This window comes from Chitinophaga sp. 180180018-3, assembly GCF_037893185.1.
GTDB lineage: Bacteria > Bacteroidota > Bacteroidia > Chitinophagales > Chitinophagaceae > Chitinophaga.
On sequence record NZ_CP140772.1, the window covers coordinates 358990 to 374614 of the forward strand.

A 15625-nucleotide genomic window follows, 5' to 3' on the forward strand; every position below is an offset into this window, starting at 1 on the left:
AATTAATTTAAATCAGTCGTTTAATAATTCCTGGTACAGTTCAGTAAGACGATCCCGCAGGTACAGTACAGCATAGCGTTTGCGCGACAACAGCGTATTTACGCCCACCCCGGTTTCTTCACTGATTTCCTTAAAGGATTTTCCTTCCACTTCGTGCTGCAGGAACACCTGCCGCTGGTCTGGGGGTAACTCGTCAATCGCCTCCATGATCGCCTCATACATGATCTTCTTTACCAATGGGGTATCAGCTTCCAGGTTTTTGTCCGACAACAGCTCCGGGAGAAATAATACCTCCTCTCCTTCAATTTCGCGCGTGTGATCTGCAAAGGGAGACTCTTTTTTCTTCCGGAACCAGTCGGTGATCTTATTGCGTGTCACTGCAAACAACCAGCCTGTTATAGAATCTATCTGGCTGCCCAGCTTCAGGTATTCAGTGAATTGATAGAAAACGTCCTGCAAAATGTCCTCCGCATCCGACGTATTACTTACCCGCTGACGGATAAAGTGAAGCAATCGCTTGCGTTCCTGCTTTACGGTTGCCTGTATGCGTTCGTTTTGCTCTATGGCCATAATGCTATTTGAAAGGACCAGCTGTTTCATCTTAATAAGGATGACGAAACAGCAAAACGGATATTTTAAAACTGCAGAAAAATTTTTTAAGCAGGCAGGGGGTTATATAAAGATATGAAACCTGCAACAGATGGGAAAATGCCTGGGATACCCGGCGCCGATAGCCTCTTTTCCGCCCGGCGCCTCCGCTAATAACTGAGGATCAGCTTTTAGCCAATACTACATACTTCTCTTTAAAACTCTCCTCCGGAAATATATCATACACACTTACCATCCGGGGTTTTACATGACTTTCCGAGATTTCCTGTGCAAGGTCGCCTCCTTTCAGGCATATCAGCCCCTTTTCGAACTGCTTGCCAGGTATAGCCGATTTCTTCAGCAACGGTTTGCTCCAGCGCCAAAGATCGCCCAGCGGTGCTACCGCACGGGATACAACAATATCGAACTTACGGTTCTTTATATCTTCCACCCGGCTATGTGCTGTGGTAACATTCTTCAACTGCAGGGCCTCTGCAACTCCCTGTACCACCTTGATTTTTTTACCAATTGAATCTACAAGATGAAATTGTACCTCAGGAAAGAAAATAGCCAGGGGAATTCCCGGAAAACCTCCGCCTGTACCCAAATCCAGAATCTGCGTACCCGGTTGAAAATCTGCAAGTGCTGCTATACTGAGAGAATGTAAAACATGCTTTTCATATAGAGCATCTATATCCTTACGGGAAATAACATTGATCTTCTCATTCCATTCCTGATATAACCCCTGTAATGCCCCGAACTGCGCCAGCTGCTCTGGTGTGAAGTCGCTGAAGTACTTTAAAATAATTTCCATAGTGCAAAGTAAAAGAATTAAGAATTAGGAATGAAGAATTAAGAATAACGATGCCCGGCATTCTTCATTCCTGATTCTTAATTCGTAATTCTTTCTTCTTACCATTTGTTCTTCGATTTGAAAAACAACGCAGGAGTGAAAATGATGTAGTAAAGGAACATGAAGATATCCATCAGCCAGCTGATCTTGAACAGGTCGCTCTCATCCAGCTTACGCATAGCGCAATAGGTAATGATGGATTGTACAAGCACCTTTAGGCCGAATATGCCTAACACATACCAGAGGATAGGAGGAGGAAAGAATAAGCCCGCAATAAATGCAGGGTAAAAAAGAAAATGAGTGAGAGAAAACAGCCCCAGAACAAACTTGTGGCCAAAGCGGTAATGTTTGCCGGTAGACATATGCCTGGTTTTCTGACGGAACCAGCTTCTCCAGGTTTGCTTGGGCTCAGAGTAGGTGAACGCCTGTTTGTCGATCACCACGCCCACGTTTTTATTTGTAGCTGCCGTATTTACGAACAGATCATCATCGCCGCTGGCCAGGTGCTGATGGCTGGTAAACCCTTTATGACGGAAAAACAGCTCTTTATCGTATGCCAGATTCCTGCCTACGCCCATATAAGGCATGCCGCTCATCGCGAACGACAGGAACTGCATGGCGCTGAAGAAGGTTTCGTAACGGACAATTTTATTCAGGAACCCTGGCTTTTTGTGGTAAGCGCCGTAACCCAGCACAATTTCTTTTTCATCTGTAAAGCCCTGGCTCATGATCGACAGCCAATAGGTACTTCCCGGCTTGCAATCAGCATCGGTAAGCAATACCCTGTCGAACTGCGCTCCTTTCAGTCCGATAGATAACGGGTACTTTTTCCCTGGAATAAATTTCGCCGCCTGCTTGATCTCAATATGGCGGTAGTGAGGATAACCCGGCTCTATGGAGCGCAGGTAATACTTTGTATCGTCTTCGGAGTTATCATTGACCACAATTACTTCATACTCTGGCTTCATATGCTGGTGGTAACGCTGCTGCAATACCCCCGGCAGATTTTTCTGCAAGTTTAACTCCTCATCTTTTGCGCAGATGATGACTGAAAAATGCCCGTCCGGTGTATGGTCCAGGTCAAATTTTCTCTTGTAAAAGGCTACCCGGGAGAAGATAAATAAGAAATATATGATCTGTATCCCGGCTATTGTAGCAAAAAAGTATAAGGCAATTTCACCCAGATGGTCCTGCATAATGCTCGCAAAAATATAATATTTTTATTATCTATGAAAAGAAAGAATTAAGAATTAAGAATTGGGAATGAAGAATTAAGAATGCCAGGCGTTGGTATTCTTCATTCTTCATTCTCAATTCTTAATTTCTTTCCTGATCTTTGCGGGCTGAAACACAGATACGTGAATTTTGAACTGATAACTACAGATAGCGGCAGCAATGCCAGGGCCGGGAAGATCAGTACGGCTCATGGGGAAATAGAAACCCCTATTTTTATGCCCGTTGGTACTGCCGGCAGCGTAAAGGCTGTTACGCAGGAACAGCTGCGGCAGGATGTACAGGCACAGATTATACTGGGCAATACCTACCATTTATACCTGCGCCCCGGGCTGGAAGTGTTATCGCTGGCCGGCGGACTGCATAAATTCAATGGGTGGGACCGTCCCATCCTGACCGATAGCGGAGGCTACCAGGTGTTTTCCCTAGCTGCCAACAGGAAGATCAAGGAAGAAGGAGTGGTATTTCAGTCGCATATCGACGGATCCCGCCACCTGTTTACTCCGGAAAATGTAATGGATATCCAGCGTACCATCGGGGCCGATATCATCATGGCCTTTGATGAATGCCCGCCTTATCCTTCAGAATACCGCTATGCGCGTAAATCGATGGAGTTGACACACCGCTGGCTCGACCGTTGTATCAAACGACTGGCCGATACTCAGCCGGCTTACGGTCACGAACAAACGTTGTTCCCCATTGTTCAGGGGAGTACCTATAAAGATCTGCGTAAGGCCTCAGCGGAATTCATTGCTTCCAGGGGAGCCCTGGGCAATGCAATCGGCGGACTTAGCGTAGGAGAGCCGGAGCAGGAAATGTACGAAATGTGTGGCCTGGTATGTGAGATCCTGCCGGCCGACAAGCCCCGGTACCTGATGGGGGTGGGCACACCGTGGAATATCCTGGAAAATATAGCGCTGGGCGTAGATATGTTCGATTGTGTAATGCCTACCCGCAACGGCCGTAACGGCATGCTTTTTACCTGGAACGGAGTCATGAACATCCGTAACAAAAAATGGGCTACCGATTTCAGGCCCATCGATGAAAATAGCCCCTGTTTCGCTACCAACTGGTATTCCAGGGCTTACCTGCGTCACCTGTTCGTTTCCGGGGAAATCCTGGGCATGACTTTGGCAAGTATCCACAACCTGGCATTTTATCTTGAACTGGTAAAAGAAGCCAGGAAACAGATCCTGGCAGGTACTTTTACCGCCTGGAAAAACCAGATGACAGCACAGCTGAAAACACGCCTGTAAAAAACACGGACAATAAAATAAACTAATATCTTTGGGGTCATATGACTAAAATTGACTGGTACATTTTACGCAAGCTCATAGGTACTTTCATTTATTCCCTGATGATATTCCTATTGATTTCTGTGGTGATTGATGTCACGGAAAAGGTAGACGACTTTATGAAGCATCATTTGTCGCTGCGTGAAATTGTGGTGGATTATTACTTCGGGTTCATCCCGCATATCCTTGCATTGCTGTTCCCATTATTTATATTTCTGTCTGTAATATTTTTTACTTCCAAGATGGCTTACCGCTCCGAGATCATCGCGATCCTGGCTGCCGGTGTCAGCTTCCGCCGGTTTCTGCGTCCTTACTGGGTAGGGGCCTTCCTGTTCGGCGGCATCCTCTGGCTGGCAAACTACTGGGTGGTACCCAACGCTAACCGTATCCGTACCGGGTTTGAAAATAAGTACCTCCATAACCACGAAGATGAGAAGTCGCAATACGACCGCACCACCCGTATCGATAGCTTTACCTATGTCACCTTCGGTACTTATGATCCGAACTACAGGAGCGGAAGCAACTTTGTACTCACTACGGTCAACAGGCAATCCATGACCTTCAAAATGAAGGCCGACCGTATTACCTGGGATTCGACTTCCCGCAAATGGCGTCTCGATTATGTAACCATACGTACGATGGATGGCCTGCACGAGCGCTGGAGTAACAAGCAGGACACCATGCTGAAGCTGGCGCTGGTGCCGAAAGACCTGGTAGATGAAAAGAACCTGCAGGAGGCCATGACAACCCCCGATCTGAGACGTTATATAAAGCGCGAAGCCATTCGCGGTTCTGAAGGCCTGAACACCTATTGGGTGGAATACTACAGGCGAACAGCCGCCGCATTTGCGGTGGTGGTGCTTACCCTCATCGGAGGTATTATTGCTGCCAAAAAAGTAAGGGGTGGTAGCGGACTACATCTGGCCCTGGGTATTGTCATCAGTGCCAGTTATATCATCTTCCTGCAATTTGCCACAGTATTTTCTGTTAAGGCCGACCTCAATCCACTGATAGCCGTATGGATACCCAATATCATATTTGGAGCCCTGGCATTTTATCTCTATCGCCGGGCGCCGAAATGAGGAACAGTCTTTAGCTTTTAGTTATTTAGAATTTTTAAAAATGACAGCAAAAACCTGATAGCTGTCTGAATATTTCTTTCAAAATTTTCAATTCATTCTGAAAATTTTACATTTCTTTAACGTCTTTATATATTTATACTATAAATTATTTGTAAATAATTTATTTATAACATTATAGAAGCATTTAGCCCTGCTATATCCCTGCATGTTTTCCTTCCGAAACCGTTGTTAATTTGCCATTAAATACCACTAAATGGTGGTAACTTCGTTAACAAATCATTACTTTTGACTATTGATCGATTTTGTTTTTATAAATACACAATAGCAGTAAAATGGGGTATATAAAAGAGAAATTCAAGGTTAAATCGGACGAACTTAACGTTGAAGTAAAAGAACTGGTAAAAAATCACGGCACCAAGAAAATTGAAGACGTGACGCTGGCTCAGGTTTATCAGGGTATGCGCGGTATCACCGGCCTGGTAACAGAAACCTCCCTGCTGGACGCCAATGAAGGTATCCGTTTCCGGGGTTATTCCATTCCTGAACTGAGGGAAAATTTACCGAAAGCTCCGGGTGGTGCAGAACCTTTACCGGAAGGCTTATTTTATCTGATGCTGATTGGTGAATTACCGGGTGAAGCGGATGTTCAATACCTTTCCAGCATGTGGGGCCGCCGTTCTCATGTACCTAACCACGTTTTTGCTGCGATCGAGGCACTGCCTATTACTACCCACCCGATGACCATGTTTACGGTTGCTATCATGGCCTTACAGACAGAATCTTCCTTCGCTCACGCTTACGCGGAAGGTATTAATAAAAAAGACTACTGGAGTTATACTTATGAGGACACCATGAACCTCATTGCCCGCCTGCCAAGGATTGCCGCTTACATTTACCGTCGTAAATATAAGAACGGTCAGCATATACAGCCTAATGGCATGCTCGACTGGGCCGGTAACTTCGCACACATGCTGGGTTACTCCGACGAAGGATTTAAAGAACTCATGCGCCTTTACATGGTGATCCACGCGGATCATGAAGGCGGTAACGTGAGTGCACACACTACCCACCTGGTAGGTTCTGCACTGAGCGATGCTTATCTTTCATTTGCTGCCGGTATGAACGGTCTGGCTGGTCCGCTGCACGGCCTGGCTAACCAGGAAGTGATCAAATGGATTCTTCAGATGCGTGAAGAACTGGGTGGCGGCACACCAACAAAAGAACAAATTGAAGCCTACGTACGTAAAACCCTGGCTGAAGGTAAAGTAGTGCCTGGTTATGGCCACGCTGTATTGCGCAAGACCGACCCCCGCTTTACTGCTCAGATGGAGTTTGCAAAGAAACATCTGCCGGATGATGAACTGGTGAAAATTGTGTGGAACGTGTATGAAACAGTTCCGCCGATTTTGCAGGATCTCGGTAAGGTGAAAAACCCATGGCCTAATGTGGATGCTCACTCCGGAGCATTGCTGGTACACTATGGATTGGTAGAATATGAATTCTACACCGTATTGTTCGGCGTTTCCCGCGCACTGGGCGTACTGGCTTCCCTCTGCTGGGACAGAGCACTCGGACTTTCCCTGGAAAGACCGAAATCTGTTACCACCGAGTGGATGAAACAGTTTGTTGAAGGAAAAGTGGATGCAATAGCCGAATAGTTATAATTGTTTTTTGCTAAAAAGGGCAAGTGGTGAATTTTTACCATTTGCCTTTTTTATTTTTGTTTTTCATCAAAACAGCATAGCCATTTCTACTTTTACAGCCATATTGTCCAACCCGATTGAGTACCTGAAAGGTGTAGGCCCGCAAAAAGGAGAATTATTGCGTAAGGAAATCAGCATACACACCTTCGGTGATTTGTTACAATATTTTCCGTTCCGGTATGTGGATCGTACCCGTATCGACAAAATAGCTACCCTGAATGGTTTTGAGGATTTCGTTCAGATCAGGGGGAAGATCATCAATATGGTGGTGATGGGAGAGAACAGGTCGAAGCGGCTGGTGGCTACGTTTAAGGACGAAACGGGCACCATTGATCTGGTATGGTTTCAGGGCTGGCAATGGATGCAGAAATCTCTGCGCGAAAATGCAGGCTACCTGGTTTATGGCCGTATCTCTGTATTCAATGGGGTGACTCAGTTAGCCCATCCGGAAATGGATCTGCTGACAGAGGAAATTGCTACTGGTAAACAATTCCTGGAACCGGTATATTATACTACCGAAAAACTGAAAGCCCGTGGCCTAACGGCAAAGGCTATAGGAAAACTGACAAAGAATCTGCTGGAACAGCTATCTCCATCAGAGGTAAGAGAAAATATTCCTTTGGAGGTGCTGCAGCAATACCGGCTCATGCCCCGTTCACTGGCTTACTTCAAAATACATCTGCCTGCCGGTGAGGAGGAAGCGCGACAGGCACAACGCAGGCTGAAGTTTGAAGAACTATTCATCGCGCAGATCCGCATATGCCGGCTGAAACTCAAGCGGCATCAGCAATCGCACGGGTATATATTCAATACCGTCGGGCAGTCGTTCAACGAATTCTACAATCAGCACCTGCCCTTTTCATTGACAGGTGCACAGAAAAGAGTACTGAAAGAAATCCGGACCGATACCGTTCATGGCCGGCAGATGAACCGCCTGGTACAGGGCGATGTGGGAAGCGGCAAAACAATGGTTGCCCTGCTTGCCATGCTACTCGCCAAAGACAACGGATTCCAGGCATGTATGATGGCGCCTACGGAAATCCTGTCGCAGCAGCATTTCAAAAGCATCGCTGCCATGTTGGAACCGATGGATGTAAAGGTGGCGCTACTCACCGGCAGTATAAAAGGAAAGGCCCGCAAACAAATCCTGGAAGGGGCACTTGATGGCAGTATCGATATACTCGTAGGAACCCATGCCCTGCTGGAGAAAGAAGTGCAGTTCAGGAACCTGGGCATGGCCATCGTTGATGAACAGCATCGCTTCGGCGTAGCCCAACGGGCACGCCTATGGGAAAAAAATGATATTCCGCCGCACATACTCGTTATGACGGCAACGCCTATACCACGAACGCTGGCAATGACCATCTACGGGGATCTCGACGTATCGGTGATCGACGAATTGCCACCGGGCAGAAAACCTATTACCACCGTGCATCGTACCGAGTTCCAGCGGCCACAGGTGATGAACTTTATAAAAGAAGAAATCAACAAAGGGCGCCAGGCGTATATTGTTTACCCACTTATCGAAGACTCCGAAAAACTGGACTATGAAAACCTGATGAAAGGGTACGAGGAAGTAAAAGCATTTTTTCCCGAACCAAAGTTCTACATCAGCATGGTTCACGGCAGGCAGCCTGCAGAACAGCGGCAGGCCAATATGCACCGGTTCATCACCGGCGATACCAATATCATGGTGGCTACTACGGTAATAGAAGTGGGCGTGAATGTACCCAACGCCTCTGTCATGGTGATCGAAAGTACGGAACGCTTCGGGCTTTCCCAGTTACATCAGCTTCGCGGTCGCGTTGGCCGGGGAGCAGAACAATCGTTCTGCATTCTGATGACCGGCAACAAGGTCAGTCAGGATTCAAAAGAGCGTATCAATGTAATGGTACAAACCAATGATGGTTTCCTTATTTCAGAAAAAGACATGGAACTCAGAGGCCCCGGCGACATTGAAGGCACCCGGCAAAGCGGCGTGCTCGATTTCAAACTGGCGGATATTATAGCGGACAAACCCATCCTTGATGCCGCCCGTGCCAGCGCGGAAAAGATCCTCAACGAAGATCCCGATCTGCTGCTGCCTGAAAATCAGTCATTAAAGGATTTTCTGGCCAGTCAGCGAAGTAAATCGCTCTGGAGCAAAATTTCCTGACACTTTTGACGTTTATTAATTGAATAAATGAGATAAAGAAAAGGAAATACCTGAGTGGAGAATCCCTTGAATCTATTTACCCTTATTTCCGATTCAGCGTTTTTTCTGCTGCTCCCGACCGTAACAAATTGCCAGGCTTCTGCGTTTATAGTATTATATTAGTTATTCAGTTTAAAATAAATCTAATCCCGTTGAAATTTACCTTCCCGACCGGCATTATTGGATTGATTGTTTTCTTTTTACTACCAGGACTTTCAGCCCGGGCACAGCAACGTGTAAATTATACACCGTTGAACTTTACTGAAAACAAAGGACAGTGGAACCAGGATATTGTATACCGGGCAAGTATGGATGCTGCAACAGTTTTTCTCAGAAAAACAGGATTTACCTTCCTGGTTTATAATACAAAAGATCTTTACCAACTGAATGATTTTGTTCATGGTCACGCACATGCCACTGATTCTTCCTCTCACGTGGTTCCGATAAAAGGGTTTAAAGCTGAAGAACCGGTACCGGGCGGCGGCAGTGATGGTGGTGGCAGTGGCACCACCCCTCCAACCAGGCCGGGCACCCCTCCTCCTGTAAAGGGCCATGCATATACCGTTGATTTCCTGGGAGCCAATCCTAATGCGGAAATTGCACCTGAAAAAGCGCAGGAAGCTGTGGCGAACTACCTGATAGGGAACGATCCCAGCAAGTGGGCATCTAACGTAAAATCATTTCAGGGCATCAATTATAGCAACATCTATCCGGGTATAGATGCACATGTTTATTCTGAAGCATCCCGCCTGAAATACGATCTGATCATTCATCCCGGCGCCGATCCCGGTCAGATACAGATGCAGTATAACGGCACTACCGGCATGGAACTGAAGAAAGGACAGCTGTATATCCACACCAGCGTGGATGATGTAATTGAACAGCTGCCGTATGCCTACCAGTATATCAACAACGAACGTGTATCCGTAAAAGTGACTTACCGGCTGAATGGCACTAAACTCGGCTTTAATGTTTCAGGAAAATACGATCCCGCTTACCCGCTGGTGATCGATCCTATTTATGTTTTCTCCACTGTTTCCGGTTCCCGCGCCGACAACTGGGGCTTTACAGCCACCTATGATGCAGCGGGCAACTTCTATGGCGGTGGTATCGTATTTGGTCCGGGTTATCCTACCACACCAGGTGTGGTACAAAGCTCTTTCGGTGGTACCGTAGGTGGCTCCGACTTTGACATAGGTATTTCAAAATTCAATCCCTCCGGAACAAAACTGATCTATGCTACCTATATCGGAGGCAACGGACTGGAGCAGCCACATAGCCTGTTCGTTGATCCGGCCGGCGATCTGATCATATCCGGCAGAACTACTTCCAATAACTATCCGGCTACAACAGTGGTCGGAAAACGAGGCGGATGGGATATTGCCATCACCAAATTAAATCCTACCGGTTCTGCTTTTATCGGCTCCATGATCATTGCCGGAACGGCCGATGATGGCGTAAATATTACGGCCGACAGGCGTGCAGGTGGTAACTCCCTGCTGCGTAACTATGGCGACGATGCGCGAAGTGAAGTGGTTATAGATGGGGCTGGTTATATTTATGTGGCCAGCTGTACCCGCTCAACTGATTTTCCGGTTACTCCGGGCGTGTTTCAGGGGGCTAAGAAAGATGGGCAGGATGGCGTTATTATGAAAATCAATCCCCAATGCTCCGCATTGGTATGGGCTTCCTATCTCGGTGGAAGCGGCGACGATGCTGCTTATGTAATTGCGCTGAATGGAATGAATACGCTCTATGTAGCAGGAGGTACCGGCAGCTCCGATTTCCCCGGCGTAGCCGGCGGTCTCTATAGCGCTTACAGAGGCGGGATCTGTGATGGGTTTATTGCACATCTTTCAAATGACGGCACAAAGATTATTCAAAGCACTTACCTGGGTTCCGACAACGCGGCGGCAGATCAGATTTATGGTATACAACTCGATAAAAACGGGTTCGTTTATGTAATGGGAACTACAGAAGGCGCCTGGCCCATTGTTTCAACCGGCGCCGATTTTTATAACGAAAATGGATTGCAGTTCATCTCCAAGCTGACACCCGACCTCACGAAATTCGTCTATTCTACCACCTTTGGCAGATCAAGGAATCTTACAAGTGTCCCCAATCTTTCACCTACGGCATTCCTGGTAGACCGGTGTGAGAATGTATATGTGTCTGGCTGGGGCGGCGGTATTAACGTACAGCTGCACTATCCCAACTCCGATACCTACGGCCTGACTACCACACCCGACGCCCTGCAGCGTACTACCGACGGGATGGACTTTTATTTTTACGTGTTACAGAGAGATGCTATCCGGGTAAGTCCTTCACAGGGACCGCTCTATGCCAGTTACTTCGGTGGGCGTGGATTGTATGAGCACGTGGATGGAGGTACCAGCCGCTTCGATAGAAATGGCATCATCTACCAGGGCATATGTGCCTGGTGCGATGTAAGTGCCAGTGGATTTAAGCCTACTTATCCCACTACTCCCGGCGCCTATTCAAGTACACCACCTCCGGGCTGTAATTTTGGTGCACTGAAAATTGCTTTTAACCTGGATGGTATCAAGGCTGGAATTAAAACCCTCGACCGCCGTAACAACTATTGCGTTCCGGATGAGGTGACATTTGTGGATACTACGCTGGTGCCTGGTAAAACATACGAGTGGTATTTCGAAGACGATAATACTACACTGAAAGGTGGACCGGAACTCGACACGGTAAAGCACACCTACAAAAAAACAGGGCTCTTTAAAGTACGGTTGGTTAAAATAGATCCTGCCAGCTGTAACTATTCAGATACCGCTTATATCACCCTGAAGCTGGGAGATAACAGAGCTACCCTTGACTTTGATGCAAAGAGAGTAGATCCCTGCGACAGCCTGAAGTATCAATTTACCAATGCTTCTACTGCCACTGATCCGTTCCGCGATAGTTCGTTTATATTAGACTTCGGTGATGGTACGCCTCCGGTTTATGTGGGAGTCAAACAATTCCCACTTTATCACTATTACAAAAACGCTGGTGTATATAACGCCACGCTTACATTGATAGATACTAATTATTGTAACGCGCCACAAACGCTTACCAAACCTTTGCGTGTAGCCATCAATGTGGTAGCATCTTTTAATGTGCCAAGCCCGTTGTGTGTTGGTACGCAGGTGCAAATGGATAACACTACCCTGGGCGGCGAATCGTTTACCTGGAAGTTCGGCGACGATGGCACTACTTCATCAGACCCTTACCCGGTGCATACATTCCAGAAGTCCGGAACTTTTGATATTAAATTGCTGGCGCTTGATCCTAATACCTGTAACAAAAAAGATTCTATCATCAAACAGGTAACAGTAGTGGATCCGCCTAAGACCGACTTTTCTTACCAGCCACTTAAGCCGATAGAAAACGTACCGGTGACGTTCACCAATAATACCCTGTATGCGGATCATTATCTCTGGAACTTCGGGGATGGCGATACCACCTCCGCAGTGAATCCCGTTCACCAGTACCTGAGAACCGGTACCTATAACGTATGTCTGACATCCTTTAATAAAGAAGGATGTTCGTCAACGGAATGTAAACAGGTGAGCTCTATTGTGGTGCCTTTGTTTGATGTGCCCAATGCTTTTGCACCCAGTGGAAAGAATAATGTTTTTTATGTTAAAGCATTTGGTGCAGTTAAATTCAACCTTAAAATATTTAATCGCTGGGGCCAGCTGGTCTTCGAAAGTTCGGATCCGCTTGTAGGATGGGATGGCAGATTTAAAGGTAATCTCCAGCCGATGGATGCGTATGCTTATATTGTGAACCTTGAATTTACAGATGGTACCAAGGGCAGCAGATCAGGAAGTGTAACCTTGTTAAGATGATGAACTATGAATCAGATCGTTAAATTACCGGTATGTTTGGCAATAATGCTGATGGTGGCAGTGGGAAGTTACGGTCAGGACCTTCACTTTTCGCAGTTCTTCAATTCGCCGTTAACCACTAACCCTGCCAATACAGGCTTTATTCCCGACGGGAATTACCGTCTTGGTATTAACTTCCGCGATCAATGGGCCAGTATTCCGGTGCCTTATAAGACCATGTCGGCTTACGGAGATTTTCAGCTGTTCCGCGACAAGCTGGAATATGGCTGGGTGGGTATTGGAGGCGTGATACTCCGTGATGTGGCTGGTGCCGGCAACCTTACTTCCACCAAAGGATATGCGTCTATAGCCTATCACCAGTTGCTGGGCTTCAGCAGCTTGCTGTCGGCCGGTTTTAATATCGGATCTGCCGGCAAACGGGTGGATATTACCAAACTTACTTTCGGGGATCAATGGAATGGAAAGTTTTTTGACGCTCAGATCCCTACCGGAGAACCTATTACGCAAACGAGTATTAACTACTTTGATCTGCAGGCAGGACTTAACTACGCCTATTTTCCTACTGAAAATATCTACGTGAATGTTGGATTTTCTGTACAGCATATCAACACTCCCCGCGAAACCTTTTATACAGGGAATAATGTGGTACCCCGCCGTTACATAGGATTCCTGAATGCCAGTATCAAAATGAGCGATAAGGTCATCCTTAATCCGTCCGCTTACTATTCTACACAGGTGGGTGCAAGAGAACTGATGCTGGGAGCTAATGCCGCCTATAATTTGTCGGGCGACGGTGCGCAACAGCTTTTTGGAGGACTCTATTACAGGGCTAATGATGCTGCTATTTTCCTGGTAGGTTACCAGATCAGCAATATCAAGATGATGTTTAACTATGACGTAACTACCTCCAGTTTATCTACTTTCAATGGCCGTAGGGGCGCCTATGAAATCGGAATAGTTTACACCGGCCTCTATAGCAACCGTACATTCAATAACGCTAAGAGGTCTACCATCTGCCCGTCTTTTTAACCGGGAGTATATAGCTATAGTTAAACGGTACCCTCACGAAAGGTATACATGAAATATTTCAGCTGATGGAAACCCTGAGCGGCACTATCTCCGGAGCGTATGGTATTGGGTTGGTGCAGAAGAGCCGTATGGATATCATCTTCAATCGCACATTCATGCAACTTATAAAGCAAATAAAGCGGATATTTGATCCGGAAAAATATCTTAAACAGGAGTAAGATATTTGATTGTTAAACTTTTATCCTGGTGTTTAGTTAAACATTAATTAATAAATGTGATCATGAAACGTTTACTGATATGTATTTTCTTCCTGGCCGCTGCGCAACTGACGCAGGCCCAGTATTATAAAACGGACACGCTTTCCCATAAAGGATTCGACCGTTCCCGGCTGGTGTTGGGCGGCTCCCTGGGGATGGTGTTTGGAGACTATACCAATGTAGAGGTTTCTCCGCTGATAGGTTATCGCTTCAACGATTACCTGGCGGCCGGTATCAACGTCAACGCCCAATATGGCCAGTTCCGCTCCAGGGACTATAATGGTAACACCCTTCAGCGCGATAAATACACCATCTTCGGTGGCGGTGTCTGGGGCCGGGTGTATCCGATACCAGTTCTTTTTGTTCACATCCAGCCTGAGTATAACTTCGTTAACCAGTCTACCACTTACTATCAAACCAGCGATAAGCAAACCTATAAAACCAACTACGGTGTGCCCAGCCTTCTTGTTGGAGCAGGTTATACCCAGGGTGTTGGCGGCCGCGTGGGAATCGGTATTTCTATTATGTATGATGTACTTCAGGATAACCGTTCCCCTTACCGGAATAATCTGATATATCGTGTAGGAGCAGGACTGGGGTTCTAAGCAATAATTTCTCCTGAGCGGGGGAAATGAAGAACAGGGAATAAAAAATTAAGAATGAAAGCGGAGATAGTAAACGCGAATATCAAATTCGCTACTATCTCCGCTTTCATTCTTAATTTTTTATTCCCTGTTCTTCATTCATCTCTATATTATCCTCTTGTTAAATGTTTATAAATGCTAAACATTGTTTTACATACTCTCTATCTTTGCTGCGAATTAATAATAACCGGAAAAGATGGGAATACAGTTAGTTGTTTTTGACATTGCAGGTACTACTTTGCATGATGAATCCAATGTTGCAAAGGTACTGCAGGAAGCTATCCGGCTGGCAGGAGTGTCTGTTACGCTGGAACAGGTGAACGAGGTAATGGGATATGCGAAACCGTATGCGATCCGTTATCTGCTGGAACAGCAGGGCGATAGCAGATATAGTGATGAAACTTTTATCAATAAGTTGCATACCCGTTTTGTGGAAGATATGAAAGCGCATTATGCTACGCATCCGGCAGTCAGGGAGAAAGAAGGCGTATCCCGTGTATTTGCTCAATTGAAGGAAAGAGGTATCAAAGTGGCACTGGATACCGGTTTTGATAAAGATATTACAGATGTGATTCTTGAGAGGGTAGGCTGGAGACAGAAAGGGTTGATTGATGCGGTGGCCACCAGCGATGTAGTGGCTTTCGGACGTCCTTACCCGTATATGATCTATCGCATTATGGAAGAACTGGAAATACGCGGTATACAGTCGGTGGCCAAAACCGGTGATACCATTTCCGATCTGGAAGAAGGTACCAATGCGGGTTGCCGGTATGTGATTGGGGTTACCACAGGCGCTTATTCCAGGGAAGAGTTGGAAAAAGGTCCCTATACACATCTGGTAGCCTCTCTGGAAGAAATACTTTCAATCATTTAATCACATTTTA

Annotated in this window: 12 protein-coding genes; 9 read left to right on the plus strand and 3 right to left on the minus strand. The window is 46.4% G+C overall.

Annotated features, from left to right (window positions below; translation table 11 throughout):
• Positions 1–12: 12 nt before the first annotated feature.
• From UNH61_RS01480 to UNH61_RS01490, 3 genes are all read right to left on the minus strand, one after another.
• Positions 13–600, minus strand: a complete 588-nt coding sequence (locus UNH61_RS01480) for an RNA polymerase sigma factor (RefSeq protein ID WP_326990333.1) — start codon at positions 598–600, stop codon at positions 13–15.
• Between the two features lie 172 nt (positions 601–772).
• Complete coding sequence (gene rsmG / locus UNH61_RS01485; protein ID WP_326990334.1) at positions 773–1402, minus strand: 16S rRNA (guanine(527)-N(7))-methyltransferase RsmG; 630 nt, start codon at positions 1400–1402, stop codon at positions 773–775.
• Between the two features lie 98 nt (positions 1403–1500).
• Positions 1501–2637 carry a glycosyltransferase gene (locus UNH61_RS01490; RefSeq protein WP_326990335.1) on the minus strand — a complete coding sequence of 379 codons (1137 nt, stop codon included), beginning with the start codon at positions 2635–2637 and terminating at the stop codon, positions 1501–1503.
• Positions 2638–2799: 162 nt separating this feature from the next.
• Here UNH61_RS01490 and tgt point away from each other — a divergent pair, with 162 nt between their 5' ends.
• From tgt to UNH61_RS01535, 9 genes are all read left to right on the plus strand, one after another.
• Entirely contained in the window at positions 2800–3930 is a 1131-nt protein-coding gene (gene tgt / locus UNH61_RS01495; RefSeq protein WP_326990336.1) for a tRNA guanosine(34) transglycosylase Tgt, read from the plus strand.
• 41 nt (positions 3931–3971) lie between these two features.
• The gene (locus UNH61_RS01500; protein ID WP_326990337.1) at positions 3972–5051 is read left to right on the plus strand and encodes an LptF/LptG family permease; all 1080 of its coding nucleotides are present in this window, start codon (positions 3972–3974) and stop codon (positions 5049–5051) included.
• Positions 5052–5383: 332 nt separating this feature from the next.
• Positions 5384–6709, plus strand: a complete 1326-nt coding sequence (locus tag UNH61_RS01505) for a citrate (Si)-synthase, eukaryotic (RefSeq protein ID WP_326990338.1) — start codon at positions 5384–5386, stop codon at positions 6707–6709.
• A 13-nt stretch (positions 6710–6722) separates the two neighbouring features.
• Entirely contained in the window at positions 6723–8909 is a 2187-nt protein-coding gene (gene recG / locus UNH61_RS01510; protein ID WP_326990339.1) for an ATP-dependent DNA helicase RecG, read from the plus strand.
• Between the two features lie 191 nt (positions 8910–9100).
• On the plus strand, positions 9101–12811 hold the full coding sequence (locus UNH61_RS01515; RefSeq protein ID WP_326990340.1) for a PKD domain-containing protein: 3711 nt from the start codon (positions 9101–9103) through the stop codon (positions 12809–12811).
• 6 nt (positions 12812–12817) lie between these two features.
• A complete protein-coding gene (locus UNH61_RS01520; protein WP_326990341.1) occupies positions 12818–13840 on the plus strand; it encodes a PorP/SprF family type IX secretion system membrane protein in 1023 nt (340 codons plus the stop codon).
• 53 nt (positions 13841–13893) lie between these two features.
• Positions 13894–14058 (plus strand): FAD-linked oxidase C-terminal domain-containing protein, encoded by a 165-nt coding sequence (locus UNH61_RS01525; RefSeq protein ID WP_326996156.1) that lies wholly within the window; start codon positions 13894–13896, stop codon positions 14056–14058.
• Positions 14059–14120: 62 nt separating this feature from the next.
• A complete protein-coding gene (locus UNH61_RS01530) occupies positions 14121–14702 on the plus strand; it encodes a hypothetical protein (RefSeq protein ID WP_326990342.1) in 582 nt (193 codons plus the stop codon).
• A 235-nt stretch (positions 14703–14937) separates the two neighbouring features.
• Positions 14938–15615: a phosphonatase-like hydrolase gene (locus tag UNH61_RS01535; RefSeq protein WP_326990343.1), complete on the plus strand. Its 678-nt coding sequence runs from the start codon at positions 14938–14940 to the stop codon at positions 15613–15615.
• Positions 15616–15625 lie beyond the last annotated feature (10 nt).

What these genes read in the sequence shown, in the direction of transcription:
- UNH61_RS01505 (WP_326990338.1), top strand. Translation starts at nt 5,384, where the DNA reads ATGGGGTATATAAAAGAGAAATTCAAGGTTAAATCGGACGAACTTAAC.
- rsmG (WP_326990334.1), bottom strand. Translation starts at nt 1,402, where the DNA reads ATGGAAATTATTTTAAAGTACTTCAGCGACTTCACACCAGAGCAGCTG.
- UNH61_RS01530 (WP_326990342.1), top strand. Translation starts at nt 14,121, where the DNA reads ATGAAACGTTTACTGATATGTATTTTCTTCCTGGCCGCTGCGCAACTG.
- UNH61_RS01500 (WP_326990337.1), top strand. Translation starts at nt 3,972, where the DNA reads ATGACTAAAATTGACTGGTACATTTTACGCAAGCTCATAGGTACTTTC.
- UNH61_RS01480 (WP_326990333.1), bottom strand. Translation starts at nt 600, where the DNA reads ATGAAACAGCTGGTCCTTTCAAATAGCATTATGGCCATAGAGCAAAAC.
- UNH61_RS01490 (WP_326990335.1), bottom strand. Translation starts at nt 2,637, where the DNA reads ATGCAGGACCATCTGGGTGAAATTGCCTTATACTTTTTTGCTACAATA.
- UNH61_RS01520 (WP_326990341.1), top strand. Translation starts at nt 12,818, where the DNA reads ATGAATCAGATCGTTAAATTACCGGTATGTTTGGCAATAATGCTGATG.
- UNH61_RS01535 (WP_326990343.1), top strand. Translation starts at nt 14,938, where the DNA reads ATGGGAATACAGTTAGTTGTTTTTGACATTGCAGGTACTACTTTGCAT.